The organism is Massilia aurea (genome assembly GCF_040790145.1).
GTDB classification, from domain to species: domain Bacteria; phylum Pseudomonadota; class Gammaproteobacteria; order Burkholderiales; family Burkholderiaceae_D; genus Telluria; species Telluria aurea_C.
Genome location: NZ_JBFMMP010000006.1, coordinates 1 through 16,924, shown reverse-complemented (window position 1 = coordinate 16,924; position 16,924 = coordinate 1). Strand labels below are relative to the sequence as shown.

The window sequence follows — 16,924 nt, the reverse complement described above, 5'->3', positions numbered from 1 at the left end:
GGCCGCGCCGTGCGCGCGTACAGTCGATCGCTCCCACCGGCGCGGCCGGTGACCACAGACTGCGAGACGATCGATGAACACACTGATGATATATGGCGCGACCGGCTACACCGGCCGCATGGCTGCGTTTCACGCCAAACAAGCCGGACTGGCGTTGATCGTCGCCGGCCGGGACGGCGACGTGCTGGCGGCACTGGCAGGGGAGCTCGGGGTCGAGGCCCGCGTGTTCGCGGCAGACGACGCCGCCGGCAAAGCGCTCGACGGCGTAACCGCTCTGCTCAACTGCGCCGGGCCGTTCCACCGCACCGCCGGGCCGCTCATGCGCGCCTGCGTGGCGAACGGTGTGCACTACCTCGACATTGCCGCTGAACTGGACAGCTACCAGTTGGCCGGGCAGCTCGATGCCCAGGCCCGCGCCGCTGGCACGATGCTGCTGCCAGGCAGCGGCGGCAGCGTGGCCATGCTCGGTGGCCTGGTCCGGCACGTGATCAAGCGCGTCGCGCAACCGCAATCGATTGCGATCGCGCTGCATGTCTCGGGCCCGATGTCGCGCGGCTCGGTACAAAGCGCGTCCGAGAACATGACGGCCACGCTGACGCGGGCGAAGGGAGAACTCGTGGCAAGCGACCCGCACGCGCTGCGCGACTTCGATTTCGGGCGCGGCCCGGTGTCATGCTTTCCGGTGACGCTGCCCGATCTGATCACGCTCTGGCGTGATACGCAGGTCGCCGACATCGCGACCTTCGTTCATGTATCGGGCGGCGCGTTCCCGCAAGGCGATCCCGCCGCGCTACCCACCGGGCCGAGCGACCTGCAGCGCGCGCAGCACCGTTACCAGGTGGCCGTCGAGATGGTGGGCATCGACGGCACCGTGCACCGGGCGGTGCTCGACACGGTCAATGGCTACAGCTTCACGCCGATGGCGGCGGTGGAGGCGGCGCGGCGCGTGCTGGCGGGCGAAACGCGTGCGGGCTTCCAGACGCCGGCAGGCCTGTTCGGCGAAGGCTTCGTCGTGAGCATCGCCGACAGCGTCATCACCGATGGGCAGGCCACTCTGGCCTAGCCTGCCGACGCCACGATCTGCGTCACCAGTTGCGCCGGCGTGTCGCGAATATCGAGCGTGATGCCCGCTTCGTCAGGCTGCAGCGGTTCGAGCGTGCGCAGCTGGCTGTCGAGCAGCGACGCCGGCATGTAGTGGCCGGGGCGGTTGCTCACGCGCTCGGCCAGCAGGCTGCGCTCGCCGGCCAGGTGCACGAAGCGCACGTCGCCGCCGGCGCCGCGCAGCAGGTCGCGGTAGCTGCGCTTGAGTGACGAGCAAGACAGCACCGCCCCGCCCTCGCGCCGCGCCAGCATGTCACGCAGGGTCACGAGCCAGTCGTGGCGGTCGTCGTCGGTCAGCGGGGTGCCGGCCGACATGCGCGCAATATTGACCTCGGAGTGATACGCATCGCCCTCGATGAATTCCACGTTCAGCGCATTGGCCAGGCGCGCGCCTACATGGCTCTTGCCGCAGCCGCTCACGCCCATGATCACCCAGGCCGTACCTTTATTGTCGTTCATTGATTCTGTCGTCATTGCCTTATGTTAACGCTAACACCTATATGCCCGATTGTGCGCGTGCGCCGGCGAAATGTAAAGCCACCGCACTAACAACGGGCATGCGCGCGCGTGAAATGCGCAGCGTACTTGTTCAGCACAAGTCGATTTTTCCAGAAAACCGGATTTCACCCCTGGAATGAACGACTTGCCGACATTGCCCGGTTGATGGCACGCGTTTTGCTCAAGTGTATGCGTCAGGTATGAGCACACCCGGCGTCACGTGGCATCTTTTTGCGTCATCACCAACCAGGGATCTGCGCCAATGAACGATGAAAATCTGTACCGCCCGTATTCGACCGATTCATCCCTTGGCGGCTGCGGCTGCGGCCAGCACCGCTCGCAAGCCGAGCACGATCAACAGGCGCACATGCTGCGCGCAGGCGACCCGGAAGCCTTGTCGGGCGACTTCATCGAAGCGGCCGCGGTGCGCGCGCTGTTTCCCCATGACGCCACGCGGCGCAACCTGATTCGCGCGGTGGGCGCGCCGACGCTGATGGCCGCGATCGGCGCGGTGCTGCCGCTGGCCAGCATGCAGGCCATGGCGATGCAAAAGCCGGGCGCGCTCGAAAAGAAGGACCTCAAGATCGGCTTCATTCCGATCAACTGCGCCACGCCGCTGATCATGGCCGACCCGATGGGCATGTACAGGGACCAGGGCCTGAATGTCACGCTGAGCAAGACCGCTGGCTGGGCGCTGGTGCGCGACCAGATGATCAACCGCGAGCTGGACGCCTCGCACTTCCTCGCGCCGATGCCGCTGGCCATGTCGGCCGGCGCGGGTGGCGGGGGTACGGGACCAGCGCAGCAAATGCGCGTCGCCACCATCCAGAACATCAACGGCCAAGCCATCACGCTCGCGCTCAAGCACAAGGACAACCGCGATCCGCGCAAGTGGAAAGGCTTCAAGTTCGCCGTGCCGTTCGACTATTCGGTCCATAACTTCCTGCTGCGCTACTACCTGGCCGAGCACGGGCTCGATCCGGACCGCGACGTGCAGATCCGCGTCACGCCCCCGCCCGAAATGGTGGCCAATCTGCGCGCCGGGAACATCGACGGCTTCCTCGGCCCCGATCCGTTCAACCAGCGCGCCGTCTACGACCAGATCGGCTTCATCCACCTGCTCACCAAGGACCTCTGGAACGGCCACCCGTGCTGCGCCTTCGGCGCCTCGCAAGCGTTCATCGACCAGAACCCGAACACGTTCGCGGCGCTCTACCGCGCCATCCTGAACGCCACCGCCATGGCGCACAAGCAGGAAAACCGGGCCGCGATCGCCAAGGCGATCTGCACGCCGAACTACCTGAACCAGCCCGAAACCGTGATCTTCCAGGCCCTGAGCGGACGCTTTGCCGATGGCCTGGGCAAGGTGCGCAATGAGCCGGACCGCGCCGACTTCGACGCGCTGCCGTGGTACTCGATGGCTACCTGGATGCTGACCCAGATGAAGCGCTGGGGCTATATCAAGGGCGACGTCAACTACAAGGCGCTGGCCGAACAGGTGTTCTTGCTTACCGACGCGCGCAAGCAGATGGCGGGGCTGAACATGCCGGTGCCGGCGGCAGCGGCGAGCGGCTACAAGTTGTTTTCCATCATGGGCAAGACGTTCGACCCGGCCAGGCCGCAAGACTACCTCAACAGTTTCGCGATCAAGCGCACCTGACGCGGCAAGGGAAACGCATGCACATGCAACTCAGACTCAAGGCGGCGCTGCTGTCGCTGTTGATGCTGCTCGTGCTGGTGGGGATCTGGCAGATCGCCACCGCGCAGCGCGCCGCCGCACCGGTGGCGACGATGAGCGCCGAAGAAGCCGAATACGCGGCCTTGATGGGCCAGGCGCCGCCAGCCACCACAGCGCCAGCGCCCGACAAGATCGACGGCTTTCCATCGCCCATCCAGTTTGCCCGCATCGCGGCCGGCCACCTGGCCAACCCGTTCTACGATCGCGGCCCGAACGACAAGGGCGTGGGCATCCAGCTCGCGCACTCGCTGCTGCGCGTGAGCATGGGCTTCTTGCTGGCGATGCTGGTGGCGATCCCGCTCGGTTGCGTCATCGGCATGTCGCCGCTGCTGTACCGCGCGATCGACCCGTTCATCCAGGTGCTCAAGCCGATTTCGCCACTGGCCTGGATGCCGATCGCGCTGTATACGATCAAGGATTCGTCGGTCTCGGGCATCTTCGTGATCTTCATCTGCTCGATCTGGCCGATGCTGATCAACACCGCGTTCGGCGTGGCCGGCGTGCGCCGCGACTGGCTCAATGTGGCGCGCACGCTCGAAGTCTCGCGAGTGCGCCTGGCGCTGCTCGTGATCCTGCCGGCAGCGGCGCCGACGATCATCACCGGCATGCGCATCTCGATGGGCATCGCCTGGCTCGTGATCGTCGCCGCCGAAATGCTCATCGGCGGCAACGGCATCGGCTACTTTCTCTGGAACGAGTGGAACAACCTGTCGCTGGCCAACGTGCTCTTCGCCGTGCTGATGATCGGCCTGGTGGGCATGGCGCTCGACCTGATGTTCGCCGCTCTGCAACGAAAGGTGACGTATGTCGAATGACATCAGTACGAGCCGCCCGTTCGTCCAGGTCGACGGCCTGGCGAAAACCTACCGCGCCGGTCAGCCGCCCGTGTTCGAGAAGGTCGACTTCACGATCGCGCGCGGCGAATTCATCTGCATCATCGGCCACTCGGGCTGCGGCAAGAGCACGATCCTGAACGTGCTGGCGGGCCTCGAGCGCGCCAGCGCCGGCACCGTGATCATGGACGGGCGCGAAGTGGCCGGCCCGGGCCTGGACCGCGGGGTCGTGTTCCAGAGCCATGCCCTGCTGCCGTGGCTGACCGTGGAAGGCAATATCGCCTTCGCCGTGAAGTCGCGCCACCCGGACTGGCCGAAGGAACAGGTGCGCGCGCATGGCGCGCGCTTCATCGACATGGTGGGCTTGACGAGCGCCGCGCGCAAGAAGCCGGCCGAACTCTCCGGCGGCATGAAGCAGCGCGTGGGCATCGCACGTGCGTTCGCGGTCGAACCCAAGATGCTGCTGCTGGACGAACCGTTCGGCGCGCTCGACGCACTCACGCGCGGCGTGATCCAGGACGAGCTGCTGGCCATCTGCGCGGCCACACGGCAGACCGTTTTCATGATCACGCACGACGTCGACGAAGCGATCCTGCTGGCCGACCGCATTTTCTTGATGAGCAACGGCCCGCAGGCGCGCATTGCCGAAATCGTGATGAACACGCTGCCCAAGTCGCGCACGCGCGCGACGATCCACCACGATCCCCAGTTCTACCCGCTGCGCAACCACCTGGTCGACTTTTTACTGCGCCGTTCGAAGAACGTGCAGCAGGCCGGTATCGATGTCACAGACCTTCCTTTGTTCACCACTGATTTGGAGCCAACATGATTTCATGCCGTGAAGACGTCACCAAAATGATCGTATCCGCCAAGGTCCGCAAGGGCATCAAGTGGCGCGACGTGACCGAGGCCACCGGCCTGTCGAAGGAATGGACCACCGCCGCCTGCCTGGGCCAGATGACCTTGACGAAACCGCAGGCCGAGGCGGTCGGCAAACTCTTCGAGCTGTCCGACGAAGCCATCGCCTGGCTGCAGATCGTGCCGTACAAAGGCTCGCTGCCGACGGCCGTGCCGACCGACCCGCTGATCTATCGCTGGTATGAACTGGTGAATGTGTACGGCACCACGATCAAGGAACTGATCCACGAAGAATTCGGCGACGGCATCATGAGCGCCATCGACTTTTCGATGGACATCCAGCGCACCCAAGACCCGAAGGGCGACCGTGTGAATGTGGTCTTGTCGGGTAAATTCCTGCCGTACAAAAGCTACTGAAGATTGACTGAGCGCGCTACGCGCTCTCACGGTCACGCAGCGTGAAACCAAGGTCGATGCGCCGCTGTGCGGGTTCTTCGCCCCTGATCACCTGCAGCAGCAGGCCGGCGGCTTCAAAGCCGATCTGGTAGCGCGGCGTATCGACGGTGCTCAGGGACGGCACCATCCAGGCCGACGCCGGCAAGTCGTTGAAGCCGCACACCGCGATGTCCTGCGGGATGCGGATGCCTTGCCGCTGGCAATGGAACACGGCGCCGTGGGCCAGGTCGTCGTTGCAGCAAAAGACGGCGTCGCAGTCGGGCCGCAGCGCCATCATCTGCGCCATCAGGCCGGCGCCCAGCGCGATCGTCGAGCGCTCGGGCACCATCAGTTCGAGGCCCGGATCGGCCAGGCCGGCCGCCGCCATTGCGGCGCGGTAGCCGTCGGCGCGGCGCAGCGTGCGCTCGTCGAGCTGGGCGCCGATGAAGCCGATGCGCGTGTAACCCTTGGCGATCAGGTGGCGTGTCATCGCCATGCCGGCTTCGTACTGCGAGAAGCCGACCGACAGCACGGCCGGGTCGTCCGACAGGTCCATCATCGCCACGGCCGGCACCTGCGCCGCGGCCAGCATCTTGGCCACGGCGGGGCTGCGCACCTGGCTCGAGAACAGGATGCCGTCCGGGCTCGATTGCAGATAGGTGCGCAGCAGCTTTTCTTCTTCGAGCTGCGAATAGTAGGTGTTACCAATCAGGAGCTGGTACTGGCCGGGGGCGACGGCGTCGTGGATGCCCTCAAGGACGGCCGTGAACACCGCGTTCGACAGCGACGGCACCAGCACCACGATCACGTGCGACTGCGACGAGGCCAGCGCCCGCGCCGCGCGATTGGGCACGTAACCCAGTTCGGCCACGGCCTGCTCGACCTTGATGCGCGTGGCTTCGGAGACCAGTTTCGGCTGGCTCAGTGCGCGCGACGCCGTCATGATCGACACGCCGGCCATGCCCGCAACCTGCTCGAGCGTCGCGCGCCCCGTTCCCCTGCCCCTGCCCCGACTGCGGCCTGTCTTGTCCATGCTGTTCCTGTGATATTGACGCACTGTCCATTCTAACAATGCGGCGGCCTGCAAGATATCACGCCATCCGTTGTATTTTCACCGAAACCTGCACTGCGATGGCAGACGGCGCTGGCGCCCCTCGCTATACTTGTCGCGGAACCCTCAACCCCGGTTCGCTCCCCTGCCTCCAGCTTTTTTAACAAGCTGCGAGCGCGCTAGTTCTCTCCCTGGTCCGTTGCCCCGCCCGTTGCCTTGCTCCTCAAGACACGAAAGGAACGCGTATGCGTCTCAACACCCCTGTCAACAATACCGAATACCAGCTCGCCGATGGCAAGACCATCGTCTCCACCACCGATTTGCACGGCAATATCCGCTATGCGAACCCGTACTTCGTGCAGGTCAGCGGCTTCACCGAAGAAGAACTGATCGGCGCGCCGCAGAACATCCTGCGCCATCCCGACATGCCGGTCGAAGCCTTCGCCGACATGTGGCAAGCGATCCGCGCCGGCCGGCCCTGGGGCGGCATGGTCAAGAACCGCTGCAAGAACGGCGACTATTACTGGGTGCATGCGAACGTGACGCCGGTGCTCGAAAACGGCGAACCGGTCGGCTATATGTCGGTGCGCACCAAGCCTGGCGCGGAACAGGTACGCGAGGCGGCCAAGCTGTATGCGGAACTCAAGGGCGGCAATCCGCGCGGCCTCGTGCTGCGCAACGGCCGCGTCGAACACAGCGGCCTGCGCGGCCGCGTGGCGGCAATCGGGCGCCTGCCGCTGCGGGTGCAGATCAATGGCGGCATGGGGCTGCTCTCCGTGCTGCTGGCGGCAATCACGTTCCAATGCTGGCGCGACGGCGTGCCGGCATGGGCGGTATGCTCGCTGCTGCTGTCGCTGGCGATGGTGCTGGGCCTCTGGTCCAGCCTGCGCCGCAACGTGCTCGCGCCGCTGGCCGACGCATCGAACTTCGCGCGCCGCCTGGCCGGGGGCGACCTCACGTGCCGCCTCGCGCCGCACCGCGACGACGAGATGGGCCAGCTGGTCGGCGCCCTGCGTCAGTCAGCGGTGAACCTGTTCAGCGTGATCGGCGACGTGCGCGCCAACTTCGACGAGATGCGCCAGGCCACCGGCGAAATCGCCAGCGGCAATATGGATCTGTCGGGCCGCACCGAGACCCAGTCGTCGAACCTGCAGCAAACGGCGGCGAGCATGGAGCAGCTCACGCACAACGTGGCGCAAAGCGCCGACAGCGTCAGCCAGGCCAACACGCTGGCCCAGCGCGCCGCGGTCACGGCCGGCAACGGCCAGCGCACCGTCAGCGAAGTGGTGAGCACGATGGAAGCGATCAGCGCCTCGTCGCGCAAGGTGCTCGACATCGTCGGCATCATCGACGGCATCGCCTTCCAGACCAATATCCTGGCCCTGAACGCCGCCGTGGAAGCGGCGCGCGCCGGCGAACAGGGCCGCGGCTTCGCCGTGGTGGCGGGCGAAGTGCGCACGCTGGCCCAGCGCAGCGCGGTCGCGGCAAAAGAAATCAAGACGCTGATCGACGCGTCGATCGTCAACGTCAACAGCGGCAGCCGCCTGAGCGTGGCGGCCGGCGAAGCGATCCAGGAAGTGGTGGGCGCGGTGGACCATGTCACCCGCGTGATGGATGAAATCGCGACCGCCACGCGCGAGCAGTCGACCGGCATCGGCCAGGTGAACCAGGCCGTGACGGAGCTGGACGCGATCACGCAGCAGAACGCGGCGCTGGTTGAGGAAGCGGCTGCGGCGGCAACGACGCTGGCGCGGCAGACCGATGAAGTGTCACAGGCGTTGCAGGTGTTTCAGTTGCAGGCGCAGGCGGTGGGGCGTGGGGCGCGGGCGGCGGGTGCGGGCAAGCGGCCGGGGTTATTGGTGGCTTGAGGCGGTGGGTAGCGGTCGGGGCGAACGATGATGTTCGCCATGAGTACACCTAAAGGACCTATCTCACCGGCACCGTGCCGGTTATCGACCGGCCGCAGCCGCCCCGATTTTCCCGCACTCGCTTCCCAGCCATTTACCCGTGCCGTTCGATTTCTGGCGGATTTCCTTGCCGTCCGGCCCCGGGACGGTCGCGACCGACTCGAACCGATACGAGGTATCATTCTCGGCCTTCATGACGGCGTCGACCTTCATCCGGGGCTGGGTACAGACCATGTTCACATTCATCCCGCCGGCGATTGGCGTCGTTTTCGTGGTGCAGGAATCGCCGCCCTTTTTGCCAAACACGTTGAACTTGCTGATGTCGGCCTGTGTAATGCACTGTTTCGTGCGTAAACCGTCGCCTTTCAGTTCGGTGCCGCTGGCGGCCAGCATTTTCTCGATCTGCGCGCGCTGCTCGGGCGTCATCGAGGCCATCCCGCTCTTCATCAGTTCGACATAGCCGCCTACCGGATTGTCTGCCGCATTGCCCGTGAGCGTTACGTCGATCTGCCACAACCCGGGCTTGATGGTCGGCTGCTGCGCGAATACCTGCGTTGCACAGACGCTGGCAAGGGCGAAGATAATCTGTGTAACGCGTTTCGTTTTCATGCTGGCTCCTGATAGGTAGGTAGGTAAGTGCAGGCGATTCGACGGTGACGCAAGTGCGGGATGCCTGTTCAAAGAAGTTGGCACGTCGGCGATCAGATTGATGCCGCACCGCCAGCAAGTTTGGCCAGAATGAGCACATCGCTCGATTCGATGCACTCCGGTACCTGCTCCGACAGCATCTGCAAATGCGGCGCTGCCAGATGCCGGTCAAGATCGGCCTGGCTACGCCACTCCTCGGTGAACACGAAGCGACGTGGATTGGCCATGTCGCGATTGATTTGGTAGCTGATGCACCCTTCCTCGCGTAGCGTCGTCTCGACAACGCCCCTGAACAGCGTTTCCAGTTTCTCTTCAAAACCGGGCTTGGCAACGAAAATAGCGACAACGGGCAAGGTCATGATGGTGCCTGAAAGTGAGAGTTCAGCAAGATTATCACAAGGGGCTGCACCGGCTGGCGGGCCGCGAAATGCCGGGCCCGCCAGCACGTTTCCCGGCTTGCTTCTATACTGACCAGCCGCCGCGGCGCAGACCGCGGCCTGACCCTCACATCAAGAAAACGAACAATCCATGTCAGCCTTGTTTACACCGTTCACACTCAAAGACGTCACCCTGCGCAACCGCATCGCGGTGCCGCCGATGTGCCAGTACACCGCCAATGATGGCTTCGTCAATGAATGGCACCAGACGCATTACGCCAGCATTGCCCGCGGCGGCGCCGGCCTGGTGATCGTGGAAGCCACTGCGGTTTCGCCGGAAGGCCGTATCACCCCGGGCTGCACCGGCCTGTGGAATGATGCGCAGGTCGAGGGCATGGCCCACATTGCCGCCCGTATCAAGGCCGCAGGCGCGGTCGCCGGTATCCAGATCGGCCACGCCGGCCGCAAGGCCAGCGCCAACCGTCCGTGGGAAGGCGATGACCACATTCCGTCTGAAGATGCCTATGGGTGGGATACCATCGCACCGTCGGCGATCGCCTTTGGCAACAACCTGCCGAAAGTGCCGAAAGAGATGACGCTGGATGACATCGCGCGCGTCAAGGCCAATTTCGTCGACGCTGCCCGTCGTGCGCTCGCTGCCGGCTTTGAATGGTTAGAGCTGCACTTTGCTCATGGTTACCTCGGCCAAAGCTTCTTTTCGCCGCATTCCAACCAGCGCACCGATGGGTATGGCGGTGATTTCACCGGCCGCAGCCGATTTTTGCTCGAGACGCTGGAGGCCGTGCGTGAAGTCTGGCCAGCCAACCTGCCGCTCACCGCGCGCCTCGGCGTCATCGAATACGATGGCAACGACGAAGCAACCGTGAACGAGTCGATCGAACTGGTTCGCATGATGCGCCAGCGCGGCCTGGACATGCTGAGCGTCAGCGTCAACTTCACGATTCCGGATGTGAATATCCCTTGGGGCCCGGCCTTCCTGGGCCCGGTGGCCAAGCGCGTGCGCGAAGAAGCCGGCATTCCGGTTGCTTCGGCGTGGGGCTTCGACGGCCCGAACCTGGCCGAACGCGCCGTGGCCGACGAACAGCTCGACCTGGTCATGGTAGGCCGCGCCCACCTGGCCAATCCGCACTACCCGCTGCAGGCAGCCAAGGAGTTGGGCGTGGAGCGTCCGACCTGGGTATTGCCGGCATCGTATGCGCACTGGCTCGAGCGTTACAGCATGCAGAAGTAAACGCACCACCAGCAACACCAGCCGGTGTCACAGCCGGTGTCAGGTCTGACATTCGGACACGAGCTCAACAATAGTCTGTTCATGAAGGCCCTGTCGAAGCGAGTAAGGAAGAGTCCGTGTCCGAATGTCAGACCTGACACTCGCTTTTGTTTGATGCATGGGTCAGCAAAAATCCCTGCTGCGCGCATCGAGCCCGCCCAGCAGGTGCGACAGATCCACCAGCCGCTTGGCCACCAGGTGGCGCACCTCGCCTTCCCTCTGCCACACCCCGTAGACCCCCAGCAGCGGCGCGTTGAGCACCTCGCGCCGCTGCTGCTCCACCAGCGACGGCCACACGATCACGTTGACGTTGCCCGTTTCATCTTCCAGCGTCAGGAACAGCACGCCCTTGGCCGTGCCGGGCCGCTGGCGCACCGTCACCAGGCCGCAGCCGCGCGCCAGTTGCCCGTTCTGGAAATCCATCAGCGCCGACGCCGGCATGAAGCGCTGCGCCAGCAAGCGCTCGCGCAACAGCGCCAGCGGATGGCGGCCCAGCGTCAGGCCCTGGGCGCGGTAGTCGCCCACGATTTCTTCGCCTTCGCTCGGCGCGGCCAATGTCGGCGTTTCTTCGCGCGGCACCGTCGGGCGCAGCAAGTCCTTGTCGGGCGCCGCGCCGGATGCTTCCCATAACGCTTCGCGCCGATGCCCGGCCAGCGATTGCAGCGCGCCCGCCGCCGCCAGCACCTGCAGGTCGCTCCGGTCCAGGCCAGCGCGGCGCGCCAGGTCGGCCACGCTGTCAAACGGCCGCACCGCGCGCGCCTGCTCGATGCGCTCGGCCGCATCGAGCTTCATCCCGCGCTGCAGGGACAGGCCCAGGCGCACCGCCGGCTGGCGTGTGCGTTCGTGCGGGTCGTATTCTTCGAGCGCCGAATCCCAGCCGCTGACGGCGACATCGACCGGCCGCACCTCGATGCCATGGCGGCGCGCGTCCTGCACCAGTTGCGATGGACTGTAAAACCCCATCGGCTGGCTATTGAGCAGCGCGCATAGAAACGCGGCCGGCTCGTGGCACTTGAGCCACGAACTGGCATATGCCAGCAACGCGAAGCTGGCCGCGTGCGATTCGGGAAAGCCATATTCGCCGAAGCCCTGGATCTGGCTGAAGATCGCCTCGGCGAATTCGAGCGTGTAGCCGCGTTCGAGCATGCCGGTCGTGATGCGCTCGTAATAGTGTTCGAGCCCGCCCTTGCGCTTCCAGGCCGCCATCGCACGGCGCAGCTGGTCGGCCTCGCCCGGCGTGAAGCCGGCGCCCAGGATCGCCACCTGCATCACCTGCTCCTGGAAGATCGGCACGCCCAGCGTGCGCTCGAGCGCCTCTTTCATCTGGGGGCTCGGATACACCACCAGCTCCTTGCCCTGGCGCCGCCGCAGATACGGATGGACCATGCCGCCCTGGATCGGCCCCGGGCGCACCACCGCCACCTCGATCACCAGGTCGTAGAACACGCGCGGGCGCATGCGCGGCAGCATGCTCATTTGCGCGCGCGACTCGATCTGGAATACCCCGACCGTGTCGGCCCGGCAGATCATGTCGTAGGTGGCGACATCGTCCGCCGGGATGTCCTGCATCTCGAACACGTTGCCGTAGCGCTGGCCCACCAGCTCCAGGCCGCGCCGCATCATCGACAGCATGCCCAGCGCCAGCACGTCGACCTTCATCAGTCCCAGTTCTTCGAGGTCATTCTTGTCCCACTGGATGACGCTGCGGTCGGCCATGGCCGCATTCTCGATCGGCACCAGGCGCGAGAGCTTGCCGCGCGCGATGACGAAGCCGCCCGGGTGCTGCGACAGGTGGCGCGGAAAGTTCAGCAGCGATTGCGCGAGCGTGGCCCACTGGCGCGACAGCGGCGCCTCGGGATCCAGGCCGCTCTCGGCCAGGCGGCCCAGCAGGTCGGCGCGGCTGTCGAACCAGTGGTGGGTCTTGGCCACCTTCTCGACGATGCCAAGGTCGATGCCCAGCGCGCGGCCGCTGTCGCGCAGCGCGCTCTTGGGACGGTAGCTGATCACCACCGCGGCCAGCGCCGCCCGATCGCGGCCGTATTTGTTGTAGATGTACTGGATGACTTCTTCGCGCCGCTGGTGCTCGAAGTCGACGTCGATGTCGGGCGGCTCGTTGCGTTCGCGCGAGATAAAACGCTCGAACAAGAGGCTGGCGCGGGCCGGATCGACCTCGGTGATGCCCAGGCAGTAGCACACCGCCGAATTGGCTGCGGAGCCGCGGCCCTGGCACAGGATGTGCTGCGAGCGCGCGAAGCGCACGATGTCGTACACCGTCAAAAAGTAATGCTCGTAGCGCATCTCGGAGATCAGCGCCAGCTCGTGCTCGATCTGGGCCTGCACCTTGGCGGGAATGCCTTCGCGAAAACGCCGGTGCGCGCCGATCCAGGTTTCGGTGCGCAGGAAACTTGCCGCCGTGTGGCCGGGCGGGACCACTTCGTCCGGGTATTCGTAGCGCAGCTCGTCGAGCGAGAAGGTGCACAGGCGCGCCACGCGCACCGTCTCCGCCAGCACCTGCGGCGTGTACAGGTTGGCCAGGCGCAGGCGCGAGCGCAGGTGCTGCTCGGCGTTCTGCGCCAGCCCGTAGCCGCAATCGGCCACCGCCTTGTTCATGCGCGTGGCGGTGAGCGTGTCCTGCAAAGGTTTCCTCGAGCGCACGTGCATGCACACGTGGCCGAGCGCCACGATCGGCAAGCCGTGCTGCCAGCCGACTTCTTCGACCGTGGCGCGGTGCGCATCGTCGAACGCGCGGTGCAGCGACGTCAGGCCCAGCCAGGCGCGCCCCGGGAACGTGGTGGCCATCCACGCGGCCTGGGCGTGCAGGCGGTCGACGTCCTGCGACTCGTGCCCCGGATACGGCGGCAGCAGGATCGCCAGGCAGTCGGGCATATGGCGCAGGTGCTGATGCTCTGGCCCCGGATCGGCCAGGTCGTCGGGAGTCAACAGGTAGGCGCCCTTCTCGGCGCGGGTGCGCCCCAGCGTGATGAATTCGGACAGGTTGCCGTAGCCCTCGCGGTTCTGCGCCAGCAGGATCAGCGACGGGGCCGGACTGCCGTCGGGGTTCTGCAGGTGGAAGTGGGCGCCGATGATGAGCGGCAGGCCGGCCTCCTTGGCCTCGGCATGCGCGCGCACGACGCCGGCCAGCGAGCATTCGTCGGTGATCGCCAGCGCGAAGTACCCGAGCTGCACGGCGCGCAAGACCAGCTCCTCGGCATGCGACGCCCCTTGCAGGAACGAGAAGTTCGACAGGCAGAACAACTCGGCATAGGGCGGCAGGGTCGGGGATGCGGGGGGCTGGTTGGTCGGTGGCTGAGTCACGCCGGTGCTTGTCAAATGACGAATACTGTATAAAAACACAGTATAGCCGAGGTTTCTGACATGGCGTGCTGTCTTGATAGCAAGTAATTAAACCAATAATACAAAGTTATACAATTAGAACGTTGTGTTAATACGACATGGCCATGGTTATCGAAGGGTCAATTGATTAGTATCCGAATATCCTTCGGAGAAACCTGTGTTCAAACTCAAAATCATGTCCCGCTCTGTGCTGTCCAGCCTGTATGGCAGCACCATCCTCGCATCCCTCGCCCTGGCCCCTGTCGCCGTCCACGCGCAAACTGCGCCAGAGATCACCACGGACGCCGTCGTGCCAAGCGTGAGCGTCGTCGGCTCGCGCCGCGTCGGCGCCGCCTCCAGCACCGACACCCCGGTGGCCATCGACTTCATCCCGATGACGAAAGCGGCCGAACAAAGCGGCCAGTTCGATCTCGCCCAGGTGCTGAGCAACCTGTCGCCGTCGTTCAACTCCACCCGCCAGACCGGCGCCGACGGCGCCGACCTGATCGACTCGGCCGCCCTGCGCGGCCTGGGTTCGGACCAGACCCTGGTGCTCGTCAACGGCAAGCGCCGTCACACGGTCGCGCTGGTGAACCTGTTCGGCGCGCGCAACCGCGGCAACACCGGCACCGACATGAACGGCATCCCCGTGATGGCGATCCGCGAAGTGCAGGTGCTGCGCGATGGCGCCGCTGCCCAATACGGCTCGGACGCGATTGCCGGCGTGATCAACATCGACCTGAAGAAAAGCCTGGGTTGCGAATCGGTGGCCGGCTACAGCCAGTACACCGAAGGCGACGGCGAGAACTGGCAAGCGTCGGCCTACTGCGGCGTGGCCCTCGGTGGCGGCGTGCTCGGCATCACCGGCGAATACTCGGATCGCGGCCGCTCGAACCGTTCCGAGCCGGGCAACCCGCGCATCATCGGTGACACCAAATCCGAAAACCAGACCATCTACCTGAACGGCGAATTCCCGGCCGGCGCGGGCGGCAAGTTCTACTTCACCGCCGGCGTGCAGCAGCGCGATGCCTCGTCGGCCGCCTTTGGCCGTGAAGGCCTGGGCTCGGAAGACATCCCGTCGCGTAACTCGGCCGCGATGTACCCGGACGGCTTCGTCCCGTTCATCAACGGCGACGTCGATGACCGCTGGGGCACCGTCGGTTACCGCTGGAGCGCAGGCGAATGGAACGCCGACCTGTCGCAAACCTACGGCTACAACCGCCTGAAGTACAACATCGCCAACACGCTCAACGCCTCGATCGCCAACCTCGACCTGATCAACGGCGGCCAGGGCCGCAGCGCCGACCGCTTCTACGCGGGCGCGTTCTCGTTCCAGCAATCGACCACCAACGTCGATGTCAGCCGCTTCTATGGCGATGTGTTCAAGGGCATGAACGTCGCCTTCGGCCTCGAACACCGCCGCGAGAACTACAAGATCTTCGCCGGCGAAGCCGGTTCGTACATCGACGCCGACGGCGTGGGCGAAGGCGGCAACGCCGGCAGCCAGGGCTTCCCGGGCTTCCAGCCGGGCGACGAGACCGACACCGACCGTCACAGCAATGCGGCCTACCTCGACATCGAAACGGACGTCACCGACCGCTTCAAGATCCAGACCGCGCTGCGCCACGAGCGCTATTCGGACTTCGGTTCGACCACCACCGGCAAGCTGGCCGCCGCCTATCGCCTGGCGCCGAACGTACTGCTGCGCGGCTCGGCCAGCACGGGCTTCCGCGCGCCGTCGCTGCAGCAGGCCTACTTCTCGTCGACCTTCACCGACTTCGTCAGCGGCCAGCCGCTCGACGTCGTGCTGGCGCCAAATGGCGGCCCGGTGGCGGCTGCCGCGGGCATCCCGCAACTGAAGGATGAAGAATCGAAGAGCTACACGCTGGGCCTGACCTGGTCGCCAACGCAGGCGACGTCGGTCACGGCCGACCTGTACCGCATCGACATCGATGACCGCATCGTGCTGTCGGGCCGCTTCGACGCCGACAACTACCCGGCGCTGGGCGCGACGCTGCAGCAACTGGGCGTGGGCCAGGCGCAGTTCTTCGTCAACTCGGTCGACACCAAGACGCAGGGCCTGGACCTGACGATCTCGAACCGCGCCAACCTGGGCGCGGGCCGCCTGACGACGTTCCTGGCTGCCAACTTCAGCAAGACCGAAGTGCAGCGCGTGAAAGCGCCGGCCGCACTGGCAGGCTTCGAAGACGTGCTGCTGTCCGAGCGCGAGCGCCTGTTCATCGAAGAAGGCGCGCCGCGCCGCAAGGCCACGCTGGGCTTCGACTACGCACAGGGCAAGCTGGAAACCGCGCTGCGCGTGATCCACTTCGGTCCGCAAACGCTGGGCACGTTCTCGGGTCCACCAGTGCCAAACCAGAAGTACGAAGCCAAGACCTCGGCCGACCTGGCCTTTACCTGGGCCTTCACCGAGAAGACCCGCCTGACGGTGGGTGGCACGAACATCTTCGACGTCAAGCCAACCGTGCAGGATGCGAACGAGACCGACAACGGCTTCAAGTACGAGAGCGTGCAGTTCGGCCTGAACGGCGCGGCGCTGTTCGCGCGCCTGGCACACCGCTTCTGATCGCGCATCACGTCCTGAAGTAACCGACGGCCTGCAAGCGATTGCAGGCCGTTTTTATTGGCGAGCCAACGACTTTGTATGCGTACACCATCAGCGTACGCACGTCGTTCCCGCGCAGGCGGGAACCCAAGTCCGCGCTGTCGCAGTAACGCACGCAGTACCGATACGCATGCAAGCCTGGGTTCCCGCCTCCGCGCACTGCTGTCCGGAATAATCTTGTTGACTGTCGCATCAGAATAGACATCCCTGATTTTTGATCTCGGCCTGTCT

The 16,924-nt window shown here is 65.2% G+C and carries 13 protein-coding genes; 8 read left to right on the top strand and 5 right to left on the bottom strand.

The window, feature by feature from the left end; translation table 11 throughout:
- Positions 1-73: 73 nt before the first annotated feature.
- Positions 74-1,063, top strand: coding sequence for a saccharopine dehydrogenase NADP-binding domain-containing protein (locus tag AB2N08_RS10945; protein WP_367610677.1), 990 nt, complete (start codon positions 74-76; stop codon positions 1,061-1,063).
- Here AB2N08_RS10945 and AB2N08_RS10940 read toward each other — a convergent pair.
- Positions 1,060-1,560: a gluconokinase gene (locus AB2N08_RS10940; protein WP_367610676.1), complete on the bottom strand. Its 501-nt coding sequence runs from the start codon at positions 1,558-1,560 to the stop codon at positions 1,060-1,062. The genes AB2N08_RS10945 and AB2N08_RS10940 overlap by 4 nt on opposite strands.
- 301 nt (positions 1,561-1,861) lie before the next feature.
- Here AB2N08_RS10940 and AB2N08_RS10935 point away from each other — a divergent pair, with 301 nt between their 5' ends.
- The 4 genes from AB2N08_RS10935 to cynS are packed head-to-tail and all read left to right on the top strand — an operon-like array spanning position 1,862 to position 5,445.
- Positions 1,862-3,259 carry a CmpA/NrtA family ABC transporter substrate-binding protein gene (locus AB2N08_RS10935; RefSeq protein ID WP_367610675.1) on the top strand — a complete coding sequence of 466 codons (1,398 nt, stop codon included), beginning with the start codon at positions 1,862-1,864 and terminating at the stop codon, positions 3,257-3,259.
- Between the two features lie 17 nt (positions 3,260-3,276).
- Entirely contained in the window at positions 3,277-4,152 is an 876-nt protein-coding gene (gene ntrB, locus AB2N08_RS10930) for a nitrate ABC transporter permease (protein ID WP_367610674.1), read from the top strand.
- Entirely contained in the window at positions 4,142-4,999 is an 858-nt protein-coding gene (locus AB2N08_RS10925; protein WP_367610673.1) for an ABC transporter ATP-binding protein, read from the top strand. The genes ntrB and AB2N08_RS10925 overlap by 11 nt, the downstream gene beginning before the upstream one ends.
- Positions 4,996-5,445 carry a cyanase gene (cynS, locus tag AB2N08_RS10920; RefSeq protein WP_367610672.1) on the top strand — a complete coding sequence of 150 codons (450 nt, stop codon included), beginning with the start codon at positions 4,996-4,998 and terminating at the stop codon, positions 5,443-5,445. Before AB2N08_RS10925 ends, cynS begins: the two co-directional genes overlap by 4 nt.
- Positions 5,446-5,461: 16 nt before the next feature.
- Here the strand turns inward: cynS and AB2N08_RS10915 are convergent, their stop codons facing one another.
- The gene (locus AB2N08_RS10915) at positions 5,462-6,496 is read right to left on the bottom strand and encodes a LacI family DNA-binding transcriptional regulator (protein ID WP_367610671.1); all 1,035 of its coding nucleotides are present in this window, start codon (positions 6,494-6,496) and stop codon (positions 5,462-5,464) included.
- Positions 6,497-6,759: 263 nt separating this feature from the next.
- Between AB2N08_RS10915 and AB2N08_RS10910 the strand changes: the two genes are divergently transcribed.
- Positions 6,760-8,382: a methyl-accepting chemotaxis protein gene (locus AB2N08_RS10910; RefSeq protein ID WP_367610670.1), complete on the top strand. Its 1,623-nt coding sequence runs from the start codon at positions 6,760-6,762 to the stop codon at positions 8,380-8,382.
- 81 nt (positions 8,383-8,463) lie between these two features.
- Here AB2N08_RS10910 and AB2N08_RS10905 read toward each other — a convergent pair whose 3' ends face one another.
- Together AB2N08_RS10905 and AB2N08_RS10900 are read right to left on the bottom strand one after the other, a co-directional pair.
- Entirely contained in the window at positions 8,464-9,030 is a 567-nt protein-coding gene (locus AB2N08_RS10905) for a DUF3617 domain-containing protein (RefSeq protein ID WP_367610669.1), read from the bottom strand.
- A 92-nt stretch (positions 9,031-9,122) separates the two neighbouring features.
- Positions 9,123-9,428: a putative quinol monooxygenase gene (locus tag AB2N08_RS10900; RefSeq protein WP_367610668.1), complete on the bottom strand. Its 306-nt coding sequence runs from the start codon at positions 9,426-9,428 to the stop codon at positions 9,123-9,125.
- Positions 9,429-9,597: 169 nt separating this feature from the next.
- On the opposite strand from AB2N08_RS10900, the gene AB2N08_RS10895 reads away from it, so the two are divergent.
- Positions 9,598-10,698 (top strand): NADH:flavin oxidoreductase/NADH oxidase, encoded by a 1,101-nt coding sequence (locus AB2N08_RS10895; protein ID WP_367610667.1) that lies wholly within the window; start codon positions 9,598-9,600, stop codon positions 10,696-10,698.
- A 162-nt stretch (positions 10,699-10,860) separates the two neighbouring features.
- Here the strand turns inward: AB2N08_RS10895 and AB2N08_RS10890 are convergent, their stop codons facing one another.
- Entirely contained in the window at positions 10,861-14,052 is a 3,192-nt protein-coding gene (locus AB2N08_RS10890; RefSeq protein WP_367610666.1) for an error-prone DNA polymerase, read from the bottom strand.
- 214 nt (positions 14,053-14,266) lie between these two features.
- Here AB2N08_RS10890 and AB2N08_RS10885 point away from each other — a divergent pair, with 214 nt between their 5' ends.
- Positions 14,267-16,654 carry a TonB-dependent receptor plug domain-containing protein gene (locus AB2N08_RS10885; protein ID WP_367610665.1) on the top strand — a complete coding sequence of 796 codons (2,388 nt, stop codon included), beginning with the start codon at positions 14,267-14,269 and terminating at the stop codon, positions 16,652-16,654.
- Positions 16,655-16,924: the final 270 nt, after the last annotated feature.

Excerpts from the sequence above, each read along its gene's own strand:
- AB2N08_RS10945 (WP_367610677.1), top strand. The coding sequence starts at position 74 with ATGAACACACTGATGATATATGGCGCGACCGGCTACACCGGCCGCATG.
- AB2N08_RS10940 (WP_367610676.1), bottom strand. The coding sequence starts at position 1,560 with ATGAACGACAATAAAGGTACGGCCTGGGTGATCATGGGCGTGAGCGGC.
- AB2N08_RS10935 (WP_367610675.1), top strand. The coding sequence starts at position 1,862 with ATGAACGATGAAAATCTGTACCGCCCGTATTCGACCGATTCATCCCTT.
- ntrB (WP_367610674.1), top strand. The coding sequence starts at position 3,277 with ATGCACATGCAACTCAGACTCAAGGCGGCGCTGCTGTCGCTGTTGATG.
- AB2N08_RS10925 (WP_367610673.1), top strand. The coding sequence starts at position 4,142 with ATGTCGAATGACATCAGTACGAGCCGCCCGTTCGTCCAGGTCGACGGC.
- cynS (WP_367610672.1), top strand. The coding sequence starts at position 4,996 with ATGATTTCATGCCGTGAAGACGTCACCAAAATGATCGTATCCGCCAAG.
- AB2N08_RS10915 (WP_367610671.1), bottom strand. The coding sequence starts at position 6,496 with ATGGACAAGACAGGCCGCAGTCGGGGCAGGGGCAGGGGAACGGGGCGC.
- AB2N08_RS10910 (WP_367610670.1), top strand. The coding sequence starts at position 6,760 with ATGCGTCTCAACACCCCTGTCAACAATACCGAATACCAGCTCGCCGAT.
- AB2N08_RS10905 (WP_367610669.1), bottom strand. The coding sequence starts at position 9,030 with ATGAAAACGAAACGCGTTACACAGATTATCTTCGCCCTTGCCAGCGTC.
- AB2N08_RS10900 (WP_367610668.1), bottom strand. The coding sequence starts at position 9,428 with ATGACCTTGCCCGTTGTCGCTATTTTCGTTGCCAAGCCCGGTTTTGAA.
- AB2N08_RS10895 (WP_367610667.1), top strand. The coding sequence starts at position 9,598 with ATGTCAGCCTTGTTTACACCGTTCACACTCAAAGACGTCACCCTGCGC.
- AB2N08_RS10885 (WP_367610665.1), top strand. The coding sequence starts at position 14,267 with ATGTCCCGCTCTGTGCTGTCCAGCCTGTATGGCAGCACCATCCTCGCA.